This is a genomic window from Salipaludibacillus sp. CUR1 (assembly GCF_021028955.1).
Taxonomy (GTDB): Bacteria; Bacillota; Bacilli; order Bacillales; family Salisediminibacteriaceae; genus Salipaludibacillus.
In genome coordinates this window covers 33,152-48,819 of sequence record NZ_JAIWPE010000030.1, presented here as the reverse complement: position 1 = coordinate 48,819, position 15,668 = coordinate 33,152, and the positions used below count along the sequence as shown (strand labels likewise).

Here is a 15,668-nt window from a genome sequence, read left to right as displayed (position 1 = left end):
TCCTTGGGTATCAATTAAGGGTCCTTTTCGCTGATCAGCTTTGGACACCTCGTATCATACCAAGGGGGCTCTTTTTTGTTCAAACCCCAAATTTCTTTCTTACAGGAATGCTCCTTTTAAAACTAGCAGAGAAAGTGTCATCATAATTAACATTCAAAGAACGACCACTGAGCACAGTCTCAGTCTCAGGTGCTTTCTATAGTTACACTATTAATTTGATTTTTAACCTCTTAATTTTCTTATAAAGGTTAATAGGTTAAAGTTTAACTAATTATTATCAAAATTCGGCATGAAATAAAAAAAGACTGTTAAAATGAATTATTAACAGTCTAAAAAAGTTATAGTTTGATATAAATATTTCTAACAAATATTAATTTATATACTTAAAATTAAAAAAGAGCTAATTGTTCATTCACAATTTTTTTCTTTTCGATATCTTTACTAAACCGCCCACGTTTTTGTCTTCTTGACTTTTTTTCAATATCTTCAGGTGACATTTGGTTAGCAATTTCAATCAAAGTTTTTTCAAGTTCAGGATTCATACGCAAACTCCGCTCATTTTTGCGTCTTATCATACCAAAACATCCTACAGGGGATATATATATTTGTTCTGGAGCATCAGCAGACACAATATCTTTAATGCTCGATATCGTTACATTTTCAGGGACTTGCGTACAATTCAATACAGTATTGTTATCTGTCTTCACAAGTCCTTCCCCCAAATCCCAAAAATCTACGCCGTCACTAAAAGAGGGCCTATTAAATAATTTTTTAATCTGTCTTTTTGGGTTCTCAGTCTTTAATCTTTTTCCAATCCAGCTTATTACTGGCACTGCCCATGAATTACCAATTGCCTGATAACGCGGGGTTCTTTTAGCTTTATCAGAGTAAGTATAATTATCCGGAAAACCCATTAAACGTTCACATTCTAAAGGGGAGAACCTTCGAATACGTCCATTTTGCACAACAAACAATGAGCCATTATAAGCTGCAGCATTTCCATTCCACTTAGTACCATAAGCAGAATAAAGACAATCAGTATATTCCCTAAAAATCTTAAAGTGACTTCCATTTTTTTCAAACTCTAAAGGTGATTCAGGATAATCTTTAATTTCCTTCTCATTTATTTCAAATAGTACATCTTCGGGATGAAAGTCTTTACCTCCAGCCAATAAATATACCCTTCTGCGTTGTTGAGGTAGTCCAAAGTATTTAGCATCTAAAACACGCCATGCCACATTCCTTTTAGGTCCACTTATAAACCCAGCATTTGGCCATTTCTTATGTTCAATTGCTTCATCCAACCCTGCTAATGAAGAAACCAAACAACCAAAAGCGTTTGTTTTATCCTTTAATACCCCCTCAACATTTTCCCAAAATACTACACTCGGAGACAACCCTTTCTTTTCCCGGAGCATATCGTTTGAGTTTACAGTCTCAACAAATTGTAATGTTAAATTTCCTCGCTCATCTTCAAGCCCATTTTTCCATCCAGCCAATGAAAAAGCTTGGCAAGGTGTTCCCCCACATAATAAATCAGGAGCTGAAATTTTTTCATCTAATAATAATTTAGGGATATTAATCATATCTCCAACATTTTGCGTATTAGGATATTTTTCTTTTAAAATCAAGGATGGAAAATCCGCTATTTCAGAAAACCATTGGAATTTAAATCCTAAGGGTGACCACGCAACAGAAGCTGCTTCAATACCCGAGCAAATACTGCCTACAGTTTTTATGTTCATTAATTTCCTCTCCCCCTTTTCAATGTTTTATATTCTATAATACGGATGAGAAGAAATCAATAAAAACCTACTTCTTTTTGTAGCTCTTCTTTCCACTTTTCTAAATCATACCAAGGACAGCCAACACACCCTTTTTCATCGTATTTTGATTGCCCTTCCCATTTCTTATTTCCTACATAAAACCAGTTAATACCTAAAAAGTCTCCTCTTATTCCTTCCTTTACACATCTTTGACAGATTCGTTCTTTTAGTAAATTTGATTGATTAGTTAGAAGTTGAAATTTTTCTTTAATTTGTAAATCTGACATATCATTAAAATTATCAGATTCACCACTTTGCCATCTAGCACTTGGAAATTTATGATCTATTACTAATTCTTTCATTTCTCTTTTGGCATTGAAAAAAGAGTCTTTTTTTTCTAAAACATCATAAATTCTTGTCCTGAGCTGAGAAGAAATTGATATTCTATTAACTACACCAGCAGACATTCTTGGTATTCTAATTAGAATATCAAAGTATGTACTCTTATTGCACACTTCACAAAATCGATTTTCTGTTATAATTACATAGCCACGTTCTTTTAAAGCTTTTATTCTTGCTGCAGATTGATCATTTACTTTTCCGGTTACGTGGGTACGACACTTCCAAGTTGATACACGGTTATCATCATTTAATACGTCAAACACTTCTTTTGTTCTAGTTTTTTTTTCTCCAAAAAACTTTTCCTGTTCCACTTTCCACTCTTCTATATTATCCGGGGCTAAATTTTTATAACATAGTTCTACCCAACTCTTTACTTGATCTTCCTCTGAAGAGTCTACACTATTACCATAATACCTATAATCTAATGGAATTACTCCATTCCATTCTAGGTCATTCCATATATATTTAACCTTGATATATGTATCAGATGTTTTCGAAATTCTATTTTCAGTACTATTATAAGATATATACTTATTAATCACTTTATCCATAAATATTTTACTCCTTCAATAATTCTGTTATATCAGTGTTGAGAGCATCCGCAATTTTTTCTAAATTATTAACTGTAGGGTTCTTTACCTTCCTTTCAATTTGGCTAATATAAGTTCTGTGTAACCCTGATAACTCCGCTAATTTTTCTTGGGATATATTTTTTTCAAGGCGTATTTTTTTTATATTTACAGCAATTCTATCTAATGCTCTCAAATAAAACACCTCCAATAAAAAGTTATTATTATTAATTCAATTAATCTACAGACTATTAATCTCGATAATTAGTTCTAAGCTTCACAAGGCCAGCAGCTAGTAGAAGTAGTTATTACTGGCTTTTTTTTAAGTAGATTGTTTTATAGGTATAATATTTTTATGAATGAATTTATGAGAAAAGAGAGGAACACTCTCACACCTCATATAAAGATTTTTCAAACAAATAGATTATTGAAGACTACCAATTAATTTTTGGGTAAAGTGACCATATATTATTTGAATTAGCTATCGTCTCTGGAGGCTCCCCTACCTTGGAAAGTAAAATCTAATTACTTGGAAACAATTAACTATAATTCTTTATTAAGAAAGGGCTAACATTTTAATTATAAAACTGTCTTAAAAATAAGTATTGATTACACATTTTGGACATAAAAAACAGAACGTTGGCCAGACAAGATGAGATGAAAAAGGGGTAAGCGAGAGGTTTTTTAAGAGGCTAATAGGTAAGTGTTTATATAGTGCAAAAAGAAAACCGCACATTAAAGGAAGATACTATTTTTAACTTTGCTCTGAATTTTTGCAAATCGCCTATCATTGTCAAACTAAATGTTAAAATTTTTATTATATATAAGTGAATGTTTTCTCTTAAATCTTGTTCATAGAACATCATTTTAGTAATTTAATAAAGGACATATCCCCAACTGAAACCGTATATTATAAAAAGAGGCTAATTTACATAAGCTCAACAAAATTTCTATTTTATACAATGTATTTAAACATTTGTCAAAAATTTAATCTTCTGTTCGTTTATTCAATGCTTCTTCAATTTAGTAACTGATGTTAACGCTAGAATAAAGTTGACAGTTTTCGCTTGATAAGATTTTACACTTTTGCTCTATCAATCTACTACTTTAGTTAAAACTAGTTAGTAAAAAATACTAATTAATGAGAAAAAGTACAAGAAGTATAAACTTCATTTAAACTTCTAACGGAGTTATTCAGTTATTCATTATCGTCCATATTTACAAATAAACTATCTTTACGTTTAACAACGAAATTATAACAAGTTAACAGTAATTCGTGCTCCTTAGGAGTAATCACTTTCATATGAGCCACTTCGTTACGAATAAAACGTAAATTGTCTAGAGAAGTTAATTCTTCCTTAGAAAAATAGCTTTGTAAGTATTTATCTTGCTTATATACACGGATAATATCTTGATAAAACATTTTATCAAAGGATTTGTGAGACTTTAAGTAGGGTTCCCAACTCAGACCATAAATACTAGAATAGGTTGATTGAATCCTATATTTAAGCGCAGTTTCGATTTTATATAACATTTTATAGGCTGATGTCATATACTCAGTATCATTTTCAAACATTTTGTTTCTCCTCTCAAGGTGTTTATATCACACCCTTTTTAAACTTGTGAAAAATCTTGAAATTAATTATTATTTATCCCTATACTATTTCAACTCTTAAATATAAACAGGGAGGCGGTTAACTAAAAAAATATAGGATTAGTATTATAGAATAATCCATACTTCTTAAAGAATAGTAGACCCAACCTTCTTCTCTAAACTCTGTTTCCTAGTCTATCAGCGACAGCATAGGAAGCACCATACCATCAGTTTCATAAGCTATAGCGTATACCGCACAAGTGCAGGTAGTAAGCCTCTGTTTATAGTGCGGTGATTGACTGGAAAAATTTTCTTAAATGGGTATATACTTATTTAAACCGCTTTTCGTTCACCAAAGCTGGATATACCTTAATAATAATTTTGTTATCTCCGGCCGCAGATTCATCAAATGAGTAAGTTTTTTCGTGCTCTTCCTCCCAGAAATTCTTATGCATAATTGCAGCTGTGGTCTTATTGACAGTTGATAAGGCTTGATGCACAAATAATCCTCTGATCAAATTTTATATCAGCACCGCGTTCAGCAGCACGCTTTAAAGCAGGAGCAAGCAGATTAACGCCTGTTTTCATAGAGAACGAGACGAGGATGTAAATGGTATTTGCGTGTTCTATTTTCTGGACAAGGTCTTTAATTAACTGACTCGTTATCAGTTTGACATCACTCATCTGCCGCTCCTCCTCCGTTTAATACTTCTGTTTTTCCGGAATGACCCCGCACACCCCGCCCCGGGGATCCTCCATGTCTCCTTTATATCTTGGAATTACATGCATATGGACATGGAAAATGGTTTGCCCCGCTGCTTCCCCGCAGTTGATCCCAATGTTGAAACCATCTGGGAATAGCTTTTCTTTCTGAATGGCACGTATCTGCTCCGCAAGTTCCTGCATCGCCCGTTTTTCCTCATCAGTGGTATCGAAATAATCAGCAACGTGGCGCTTAAGAATTACCAAAGCGTGGCCTTCTGCAACAGGATATTTGTCATAGATGACGAAGGCCAGGTCGTTTTGTATGACTTTTTCTTTTATTAAACAAAATTGGCATCGTTCACTATTCATTTCTTACCTCCATTGTTACTTTCGAACGCTACTCTTGCCTCTTCAGTTCATCCAAGGTCTTTCCAGCTTTATTTTTCCACTCTGTCCACCCATTCGCTCGTCTCGCAAGTACACATACAGCTGCGGCACTTGGTGAATTAAAGATATGATTCTCTTTAAATTTAAGTATATTACCCTCTTCAAATAAAATATTATTTTCTATTAATTCTTTTCGCGCATTAATAACCCAAGTACCTGCAGAGGCTGCTTCTTCAAGATTGCATACAGAATCTTTAAACACAACAAATCCTTCATCTGTATATTCTCCTCTAGCAAGGGCATCTTTTCCCTTACAATAAAGTAGTTCCTCTGATGTTTCATTTGCGACTCTTTCAAAAATAGGATATCCAAGGGCAGATAATAAAGTTTTCATTGTATCAAAATTATCCATCAGATCAGCTACCATTGGTTCTGATAATCGTGACTGAGTTGGAGTATTCCCATTTACCACATTATACCGGTCAACCTTCTTTGCCTCTTGATAACAGAATGATTCTAAAAATTTAACATGTGACTTGGTAAAACTACTTGTTTTGGTAACAGCAAGTATAGCAACGTTCCAAAAATCCTTATTAGAATCTCGGTTGTGCTGTTTTAATCTCTCAAAACAATTTTCGGCTTCGCCAATATAAACACTTGCTTTATTATCTGTTTCTCCTCTTCCAAATAAAAAATACACACCCACATTATTAACCTCTTCACGGTTTCCCATCTCAGTCAATTTATTTCTAGGTATCAAAATTAATTGGACAATTCTGGTTGTAATTTCAGCTATCTTATAACTTGTAGGTGAACCATCTGGCATAAAAATTTGAATTGTTTTTCCAAATGTTCGGGGCATTATATTTCACCTCTACTCTTTTAAAAACCATTATTCAGCATTAATTTTATAATATGGACTCAAATTAATAAACAACTCCTGAAGTTTGTCCTCGTCAATGTCATTCTCGATTATATATTCCAGGAGTTCTTCCTGCCTGGCTTGTCCGAGGCTGAGCCGGTACAGGGAGAGAATCTTTATCAACCGCTCATATTTAGCATTATCCTTACTTAATGGATAAGCAAGAAGAATTCTTTCTATATTTACTGCATTGCTTTTAGTGAGGGACCAGAATGGAACGAGTTCACAGATTCCGTCTTTTTTCTCATCCATTTGTGCTTGCTCAAACATTTCATCCCAGATATTTTCCTTAAATTTCATTTTCCCATATTCATGAGCAATATTCTGCCTTATTGCCAGACTTTTATAACGATTAATTCTGCCTTCTCTCTGCTCAATATCCACAGGGTTGGAAGGAAGATTCCAATGGGCAATCTTTCTGCAGTAATAATGAAAGTCGAGTCCTTCCTGGCCAATCGAAGTAGACGCCAGTACAAACGGTCTGAATGGTGAATTAAAGCTCTGCCTTATATTATCTTTTCGCTGAACGCTTCTACCTTCATTTTTAGTATCATAAAAACCCACAGCGTAGCTTGAACGCATTTTAATATACTTTTCATTCTCTTCTTTCTGCTTTTTGTTGCTTTTCTTCCTCTCATCCATTACCCGACCCTTAAAAGACTGAAAGGTGTCCACATTATAACTTGCGGTATGGGTTTTTAGGGTCGTTACCATAATTTCCAGTAAGCGTTCATTACGCGCGTGCTCTGTTTTATTGTTCAGATTATTTCCTTCAAGAAGCATGTGTGAATATTCATCAAGCATCGCCTGGATGTTTCCGTCAACACAATAGCTAAGTACGTTCTGCCAATGGGCATCCTTGTCTTCTTTCCCTCTCCCATAATTTAATTCTACAATTGCAATAGCTTCCTGGATATTGAAGCGATCGACAATCCCTTTTGCCAGCTGAACTGCATACTTTGGCGAAGCTGAATTACTAATCCCAAACATACGTAACGCGCAAATAGCCGGAGAACCAAGTGCCATGTTTACCAAAGTTTCTTTCAGGTCTTTAGGCTTTTTTCCGAGAGCTATCTTATCCTCTGAAAAATAAATCTTCTTTAACTCCTCGAAATGCTGCCGGTATGCCCCCGTATCTTCTTTGCTTTGATTAGTTCCCTCTCCGCTCGCAATTGGTGTTAAATCCAGATTTTCCAGCCATCCGCTTATTTCTTCGTCAGCTTTATCAAAAAGCAGAGGGGCAATATAATACCATCTTTCATCTTGGCGCAAGCTTTCCTTACGGTCAGAAATATGTTCCTTAATATCTTCCATGAGGTGGTCGATTTTTTCACCAATACTCTCTTTAACCTCATTTAAGGTCAGACTTTCGTTTAAGCACTTTACAGGGTCAAACAATCCAGCTAGTTTTCTGGAAGGGTAAAGCAAACAAAGTCTATTCATGTTAGAAGGCTTATTCTCCCGTAACCTAAATGTCAATCTGGGCGAAGGAAACCGATTTTTTGCAAAATAACTGCGGTTTTCTTTTTTCTGTTTCGGAGTTTTAGAAATTAGCTTCCCTACTGTACGCCGTTCCGATTCGTAAGAAATCAGAGCTCCTATCGCCCTCGGTACCATTTCCCACGCTGAAAACACAAGAACTTTTGAAAAGTTCCGCTGACCTTTAAAGCACCCGCCATAATCATAATAAGGCTTCGATGGAGGAATCCACATTAGATGCTCTGCCCCTTTTGGCAAAGTTATTTCTTTTAGTTTTTCCATCCGGGCATTTGTTTTAGGTAACTCTTTATATTTTGATATACTGTTCCGGTTGATCCATAACCGCTGCTTTTTTGCCAGGTTTATCCCCTGGGGATTTATTGCAAAATGATTGAAAATCCTCTCCTTAAGCTTGTAATGCTGCATAAAGGAAAAAATATAAGGTGCTGATTTTATGTAATCAACAGGTACCGTTTCCTTTGGATTAATTTCTTTAAGCAGCTGGTCTGCTTCCATATAAGAGAGAATATCATCCTCACTGACTGTAAGCTGATTTTGTGGAGAATAAATCTGGACTAATTGTTCTGCTTCTTTTACTGACAGGCGTTCTGTGCGGCATATACCTTTAAATAAATACTCCTCTGCTTTTTGCTTTTCTGCTGATATAATGGCAAAATTTTCGTGTGTAACTTCGTTCAATGCTAAAGAAAAGCTGTTCCACACATTTCTAAACTCTTTTTTCAGCTGCCTATTATCCGAAAACAGAAAATCAATCACCTGCATGAATTCTTTATAATGGTCGTCACTCTTGCTCTCGTTAATTTCCTCAAGGGTTGAATAGAGCTTGTATGGGGTAGCAGAAAGAAGCAAAATTTTTAACGGATTGACTGAAGTATCATTATTAAAAAACTTCTTTGCGAGCATAGCCGTTTCACTACCTGAATCAGTATTTATCAGATCAGGGAACCTCTGGAATTCATCCATGATCACTAAGTCCGCATTTAACAGCTCAACGCTTATCTTTGCCATCATTATCCTTAATTGGTGGATGACTTTATTGGAACCTTTTACTCGCTGATAGCCTGCTTTTCTAATGGAATGAAATGTCTCTTCCAGGTCATTGGTTAAGCTTTCCTGAAAGGAAAAATGTTTGCTTATATTATGAAGCATCACATTTATATACTCTCCACCTGACTGCCGGTTGCACTCCAGCACACGCCCTTCGTATTCTACGGCACAATTCGGCCAGGATTTTTCTGCCTGATCAGTTAACAACACTTCAAGTTCTTCCAGATAGGGAGCAAGAGTTTTATGTCGTTTTAATACAGCGAATATTAATGCCCGTTCACTGGCATTACCTGGGCCGCCAGTCATGGAAAAGGAAGTTGCGGGGGTTAAGGGAATTAACTGAATAAAGTTCTCCTGTATATTTTCATCGTACTGCTGTTCAAAGATTTTCAAATGCTGCATGGAAAGCCTTGTATCAGATAAACCTTCGACAGTGACTTTCTGGTCTATCTTCAGCTTGGCCAGGTTTTGTCCTGCAATGCTCTGATTGGAACATACATAAACTACCTTGAAAATGGGCTTATTGAGATTTTCTTTGCTATGATACGCCGTTTTAGCTATCACACCTCTCGCAACAAGAGTTTTACCCAGCCCCACTTCGTCTGCCACCAGCACCTTCGAATATCCACCCTTATATAACTGATCAACACGTTCTACAGTCGCCTGCTGAAAGTCTTTCAGACCAGAAAGAATTTCTTTTTCAACAGATGCTAGGTTAATCATCTTTTCACCTTCTTTACAGCCTTGAGGAATGTATTATAAAGCTCATAAAATTCTTCAGGGACAATCTCGTCATCTTGAATCATTTTGACAATACTTTCTATATCCTTTAACTTCTCAGGTGAACTTGAAGCCGCTTTTAACATAGTCTCGTAAAGAACAGGCATAAAAAAAGAAGATTGCTCCCATTTCCCAGCCCCTTTATGAATTTCTCCATGCTCCAAAGCAGCCATGAGAGCATTATCAGAAAGGAGGAACGCAACATACTTAAAAAAAGTATGCTTGTCTTTAATAATCCTTTTATAGATATCGTTATCCCTTTCTTCCGGCATGTTCTCTGTGTTAATTTTTATCACTCTTTTGACTTCAGCTTCTTCTTTAATAGCTTTAACTATATAAAATTCCCCCAGCTCACTCAAACTGAGATCATTTATTACAGTATAAGGAGTAACTCTCCTTTCTTTACCGCTAAGTAATGGCATGATTATAAGCTGAGCTTCTTTAGGGACAGAATCAAACCGAATTTCAAGATCGTAGCCGGCGTTTAATTCCCTTACCTTACCTTTAGGGTTTGTCCGGCATAATTTTTTGATTGTTTTTTGCAGCATTTCCATGATATCTGACTCAGTTTCTTCTTCCTCAGGGATTGCTTCGATTTTTTCAAAAGGATTCTCACTATCTTCCTCTCCAAAAAGATCCTTGAGAATATCTATAAGCTTGAATCCCCTTTTCACATAGTCAAACTTCAAAAGAAACTCTACATTTCCATTAAAAGCATTATGAGAACAGTTGGCTGAACCGATGTAAAACTCGTGTTTATTATATTTAGTTCTGGCGTACATTTTTGCATGAATATCCTGTTTGTAGTAGTCCTCAATTATTTCTCCACCCTCACTAAGGTTCTCTTCTCCATCTACTATAATATCCTTTAAAGCATATACGTTTATGTCTCCCAGCAGCTTCTCATCAAGTTTTGAAATTTCTGATTTTCTTGTTATTAGTGTTCTATCAGAATTAATCAGTGCTTTCTCATTCAGCTTTTCAACCATTTCCTTACTCAAAAAAGGAGAAATAACTAGCAAATTATGGTATGTATTAAATAACTCGGTCTTAGCAATATTATATTCCTGTAGCCCAAGTGGCAGAAAATCTACGTTTTTAAAATGTTTGTCTTTACTCTCAAAATGTACAAAAGCGAGATCTGAAATCATAGCATTAATTTCTTTTTTCTGCCTGTTGTTATTGACATAGGAGAGAAGGAAAGCAAAAAAATCAGCAATAGGCCGGTTTTTTGACGTCTTTTCCTTATTCATTTTGCCATCCAGAGCTATGGCCATATCCCAGCTTCGGTCAAAAGTAAGGTTCCTCGTCAACACAATAAGTCGGTATAGTATCTCATTGCTCTCATTCTTAAATTTGATGAGCCAAATCTTTGGATGGAATGACTTCTCACTTTTTAAAGCTATTTCATTTACACTTGTTTCCAGCAAGGAAAAAACTAGATTACTGTTCTGAGGGACTTTGGTCTGGCCAGCCTCTGAAAAGAGAATAAATTTATCTGCACTTCTGCGAAGCCCTTCCAGAACAGCAATTGGATTTTCAAGAAAGCTGCTTTCCATTTCTTCAGAAAGAAACATAGACATAGGAATACCTACTAATGCTTCCAGATCTAAAGAGTAGGTTGTACCTGCAGCAAACTCTACAGTATAGCCTTCAGGAGGGGTAAGCAAATGGCTGTAATTCAGTCTATCTTCTGCTGGTTTAAACATTGTCTCCCTTCAACCCCTTCACAATATCTTCAATAAGCCGACTCGTATTTTTAAAACGATACTGAAGCTTCCCGCCTAGCCATTCTTTTCCTTTCCAGTCATACACCTGGCTGTTATTCAGCTTCGCCCGCTCCTTTGATTTAAGCTCGATTTCCCTGGCGATAATTAAGCTGTCTATTTCATCGAGACTGCCGTTAAGAACAGCTTCGTACCAGTTTCGTAAAAAGCTGATTAACCTTAAATTTTTGAGTTCCAGCCGCTGGTTTACTTCCATATAATTAAAATCCTGAAAGTTGTTTCTCACAAAGTTACTGTTGTACCATTCTTCCCATGCTGACTCAGCCTCTCTATTTTCTCCTTTTGATAAAATGACGTTGTAACGTATGTTTGCTCCGTATATAAAATTACTGAATTTCCTTGCTAATTCATAATCTTCTTTTATAGTAAGCGGTAAATCAATAGTTTTCCCAATGGCATCAAAATCAGCAATTTCAATTACCTTATCAGCACAGTTTTTTAATACATACGAAAAGAGACTGTCCTTAGATAAAGGGGATTTGATTATCCGTTCTTTTAAATATTGTGCTTCATTATATGTAAGATCCATTGTGAGTGTATTTTTCCAGTTTTCTTCAGGCAGAAGACATCTCCAAAAGCTCCCTGTACCCGTACCCATTGTGACATCTGAGTCATCGCTATCCTTCTCACTATCTTGAAACCCACTGTTTATTAAGGAAAGTTCCTCTCGTTTCAACGTAGTAACAGCTTTTGCATAGCCTTCAATCGATAATGAAGGATGTTTAAATATACCGTACATTCGCAGACCGTTCCAATAAATACTGGAGGGTTTTCTTTTTAGCTTTTTGCCTGCCCGCTTCCCAATTACCCCATCCTTGCTCTGCTGTGCCAATACTTCTATAAGATCAATTTCAATATCTACCAGCTTGCTTAACAGTTTTTCAGGGTTAAGGTTTTTTTCTTTTTCCAATTCCATCAAAATATATGGCACAATGAAGAAATACTTTGCCCTCGTCTGGATCGTTGAAGTTCCGGGGAAAAGTATATTAGCAAAACCATCTCTGACTATCCCGATCCCCAGCTCGTCAACTGCTTCTGGTGCTGAGAGTGCATCAAGCACAGTTAAAACTTTCTTTTTATGCTCATTGGAATAATCAATCCAACCGAGTTGTATTCCCAGCGACTGAGGCATGATATTTCCTCCTTCAACTATCAATTAAACTGATTACTAAAACCCTCTATCCATCGTTCTGGCCACTGGCTGTGAACACCTGGTATCATTACCACTGCTCCTGTTTTATATTCCAGTAAATAATCTTCCTTGAAAAACTTCTACTCTTCGTTTCTTTTCTGCAGAGAGTCATTATATAGACTTATTTCACTGATTTTTCTCCTGTTTTGCAGCTGAGAATACTTACACGGTATTTATGGATTTCTCCTAAGGTAGTGGAAAGATTGGATGGCACCCAGTATTTGGGATCGAAAATGTTTAAGGAGTCTTCCCCTTCGATGACAAGGTCAAAACTCATGCGGTAGTATTTGAAAAAATCTGGATAGTTCACCTGCTTACCATACTAATCTAATCATCTCAGGGTATATATACCTAAATAATAACAGATACTGTGTCGTTTTTTCAGTATATTTGCAAATTTCCAGGGAAATATGTTGAAAGAAGGTACATGCCGGATAGTCCTGTAGTACCTTCTGTTTATTTAGCCAAGACTTCTATTTCGGGATGTTCTGATGGTTTCAGCTTTAATTTTGTTTAAAGTTCTTCTTAGGTCCTTGCTTTGGGCGAAGACGGCTTCTACGAGTTTCAATGTCTGGTAGGTGGCATCAACATCCAGTACTTCATCATCGGTGTGTTCGTTCTCATAGCCTGCCGAGAGGTTGACGCTCTGGATACCTTGTTCTACCCAGATGCGTGTATCACTGCTTCCTCCCGATACGGTCTGCCATCCTTCGAAACCGCTCTTCATAGCAATTTTTCGGATGAAATCGCCGTAAGCATTATGACAAAATGAAATAAATAGTCCGCACGATGTAACTATATCACGCGTATTACGGCGGTCGATGACGATGGCTGCATCAACATCCCACAGGAAATATTCGGCTACTCTTCACGCCCCCACGAGTCCCGCTTCTTCGCCGACAGTGAAGATAAACTTTACTCTGCCGCTGAAATCAGACTGCTCGAGGTAATTTGCAAGTTCCAAGACAACCGCTGTGCCTGCTCTGTCGTCCGCTCCAAGAATCCCTTCGCTACTGGACCAGTGAGATCCATCCTTTATAATTTTACGCTCCGGCGCGAAGCCCTCAACCGTATCGAGGTGGGCATTCAGAAGAATAACAGGGCCGTGGCCGGAGTTATATGTTTTCTGCGCTAGGACGTTTCCTGCATTATCGACTGTCATATGGTCAACATGCTGCCCGAGCTTCTCCATTACGTGACGGCGGACATGTTCTTCATTTCCGCTCGCCCCATCTATGTGTAGAAGCTGTTCAATTTTGTGAAAGAATAACTGTTTGCGGATAAATTCACTGTCCTGTGCTGTTCATTCCTGTTTTACGATTGAAAGATTTTCGGCAATATCGAGTAAATGGGTACGGTCAATTGTCCTGAAACTGATTCGTTTGGCTCTGATATCCAGCCTTGAGGCCCCTGCCCCTGTGAGCACTTTCTTCGCTAGAGGTATATCGCTTTCGTTCACGATCCTTATCGCCGGATTTCTGCGGCCGTGACCATCACAGCTCATCCCTGTTTGGAGACCGAGCCTGTTCAGATGGCGGACGATCCCACTGATATACACATCCAGTTTACAGAGCCTGACACCTCGGTAGTCTTCCCAGTTGAAAAGCTCCTCTGTCCGTGTGCACGCCATTCTCTCATAAGCTTCGATCCAGTCCTGCTCTGATACGGGTTCACTTTGAAACATGACAGTCATACAATCAGTTGTATAAACCACTTCAAGTTTTTCCAGTAGGTCAATTAAAAATTGCATATTCTCTAATGATTCGTGCATGCAAAATACCTCACTGCTGCCATGCTGCTCTGCTAGAAATCCGTTTCGAGTAAGTAACTGCCCCCATGTTTTCATAAGCATCAGCTCCCTTTCTTTGATACTTATATTATTCCATAATTTAGTTGACACCCCTGTCAACGCTATATATACCATGAAGTTGCGTGGTTAGGCGTTATCTTCTGCGACCCGCTCCATGATAATATAAGGCACTTGTCCATTGTAATAATAGCGTCTTCTCTGTCCATTATTACGTTCGGCACTGTCAATCAGCTTCGGTACCTCAATCTGGGAGAGTTTACGGTTTAAACGCCGCACACGTTGTGAATAGGTATCCTCCTTCATCTCATCCCCGGGTATGCCGGTCGGTGAGTCAAAAGCAGAGGCCTCCACCGGCCTGTCAACTGAACTCCCTAACAGAAATGTCTTTAAATCTTTTGCCTGGCTGATTGGAATCGTATCACTTTCGTCTGAAAACTTCACCTTGCATTCATGGTCCGATATATACAGAATAAGGGTCAGATCGTTATCAAAACTATCGAATGTTTTCTCACAGTGGTCCTTTGAACACGCTGTTTTGCCATCAGGGGTATGTTTTACAAATGCGTGTGCCTGCAGGTAGGCATCGTTATTGGCCACGAGATCGTATAGCTGCGACATCTTGTAGGCAGCCAGCGGTTCATAATCCATGGCTTCCTCGTCCGCTATCTTTATCATCTGTTTTCGTGCCGCTTCGGCTTGGAGAAGAAAGGCATTCACTAAGTACATATTAGTCTGGAAACGCTGCTGGCTGTTCAGGTTGTATTTCCCGAAATCGCCCGTCGATACGAGCGCTGTGTCAAAATGAAGGCTGGCGCGTTTGTAATTTTGTTGTTTATATGCCAGAAAACCGAGCCGGTAATGCGCCATTGGGTGAGATGGTTCATACTTCAGTACTTTCCTCAGCGTCCTTTCTGCATCTGTCTCCCTCTTTGTCGTGCTTTTTTCAAATAAGTCCCGTAATCGATCCACTCGGAAATAAGCTTCTTTTTAGAATATTGGACAATATTCTGATCTGTTTCATCTCCTGTCCGTTTAGCCTGCAAGACATATTTATTATGAAGTACTTCATGTATAAAAATGATATACCAGTATCCTGAATTTAAGTCCCCCGGCTCTTCTTCCCCCGCCTCATACAACATTGCCTCCAGTTCTTCTATTGTCTTATCTCTCAAACTCATTCTCCTCGTCCTCCCCTTCATTTATATCC

At 37.5% G+C, this 15,668-nt stretch carries 15 protein-coding genes; all 15 read right to left on the bottom strand.

All coding sequences use genetic code 11. The features are described from left to right. Positions 1–389 precede the first annotated feature (389 nt). Positions 390–1,745 (bottom strand): DNA cytosine methyltransferase, encoded by a 1,356-nt coding sequence (locus tag K8O68_RS07210; RefSeq protein WP_230896252.1) that lies wholly within the window; start codon positions 1,743–1,745, stop codon positions 390–392. Between the two features lie 56 nt (positions 1,746–1,801). Next, positions 1,802–2,719 (bottom strand): hypothetical protein, encoded by a 918-nt coding sequence (locus K8O68_RS07205; RefSeq protein ID WP_230896251.1) that lies wholly within the window; start codon positions 2,717–2,719, stop codon positions 1,802–1,804. Positions 2,720–2,726: 7 nt separating this feature from the next. Next, entirely contained in the window at positions 2,727–2,933 is a 207-nt protein-coding gene (locus K8O68_RS07200; RefSeq protein WP_230896250.1) for a helix-turn-helix domain-containing protein, read from the bottom strand. 1,002 nt (positions 2,934–3,935) lie between these two features. Then, entirely contained in the window at positions 3,936–4,313 is a 378-nt protein-coding gene (locus tag K8O68_RS07195; protein WP_230896249.1) for a hypothetical protein, read from the bottom strand. Positions 4,314–4,802: 489 nt separating this feature from the next. Continuing rightward, entirely contained in the window at positions 4,803–5,015 is a 213-nt protein-coding gene (locus tag K8O68_RS07190) for a phospholipase D-like domain-containing protein (protein ID WP_230896248.1), read from the bottom strand. Positions 5,016–5,033: 18 nt separating this feature from the next. Continuing rightward, entirely contained in the window at positions 5,034–5,405 is a 372-nt protein-coding gene (locus tag K8O68_RS07185) for an HIT family protein (protein ID WP_230896247.1), read from the bottom strand. A gap of 28 nt (positions 5,406–5,433) precedes the next feature. Continuing rightward, positions 5,434–6,285 carry a GIY-YIG nuclease family protein gene (locus tag K8O68_RS07180; RefSeq protein WP_230896246.1) on the bottom strand — a complete coding sequence of 284 codons (852 nt, stop codon included), beginning with the start codon at positions 6,283–6,285 and terminating at the stop codon, positions 5,434–5,436. Positions 6,286–6,315: 30 nt separating this feature from the next. After that, positions 6,316–9,615, bottom strand: a complete 3,300-nt coding sequence (locus K8O68_RS07175; RefSeq protein ID WP_230896245.1) for a DEAD/DEAH box helicase — start codon at positions 9,613–9,615, stop codon at positions 6,316–6,318. After that, positions 9,612–11,381: a phospholipase D family protein gene (locus K8O68_RS07170; RefSeq protein WP_230896244.1), complete on the bottom strand. Its 1,770-nt coding sequence runs from the start codon at positions 11,379–11,381 to the stop codon at positions 9,612–9,614. The genes K8O68_RS07175 and K8O68_RS07170 overlap by 4 nt, the downstream gene beginning before the upstream one ends. Further along, a complete protein-coding gene (locus tag K8O68_RS07165; RefSeq protein WP_230896243.1) occupies positions 11,374–12,591 on the bottom strand; it encodes a DUF6361 family protein in 1,218 nt (405 codons plus the stop codon). Before K8O68_RS07165 ends, K8O68_RS07170 begins: the two co-directional genes overlap by 8 nt. A gap of 520 nt (positions 12,592–13,111) precedes the next feature. After that, on the bottom strand, positions 13,112–13,378 hold the full coding sequence (locus K8O68_RS07160) for a hypothetical protein (protein WP_230896242.1): 267 nt from the start codon (positions 13,376–13,378) through the stop codon (positions 13,112–13,114). Positions 13,379–13,519: 141 nt separating this feature from the next. After that, on the bottom strand, positions 13,520–13,813 hold the full coding sequence (locus K8O68_RS07155; protein WP_230896241.1) for a M20/M25/M40 family metallo-hydrolase: 294 nt from the start codon (positions 13,811–13,813) through the stop codon (positions 13,520–13,522). 141 nt (positions 13,814–13,954) lie between these two features. Beyond that, positions 13,955–14,497, bottom strand: a complete 543-nt coding sequence (locus K8O68_RS07150) for a hypothetical protein (protein WP_230896240.1) — start codon at positions 14,495–14,497, stop codon at positions 13,955–13,957. Positions 14,498–14,587: 90 nt separating this feature from the next. After that, positions 14,588–15,430: a tetratricopeptide repeat protein gene (locus K8O68_RS07145; RefSeq protein WP_230896239.1), complete on the bottom strand. Its 843-nt coding sequence runs from the start codon at positions 15,428–15,430 to the stop codon at positions 14,588–14,590. Continuing rightward, positions 15,361–15,639 carry a hypothetical protein gene (locus tag K8O68_RS07140; RefSeq protein WP_230896238.1) on the bottom strand — a complete coding sequence of 93 codons (279 nt, stop codon included), beginning with the start codon at positions 15,637–15,639 and terminating at the stop codon, positions 15,361–15,363. Before K8O68_RS07140 ends, K8O68_RS07145 begins: the two co-directional genes overlap by 70 nt. Positions 15,640–15,668 lie beyond the last annotated feature (29 nt).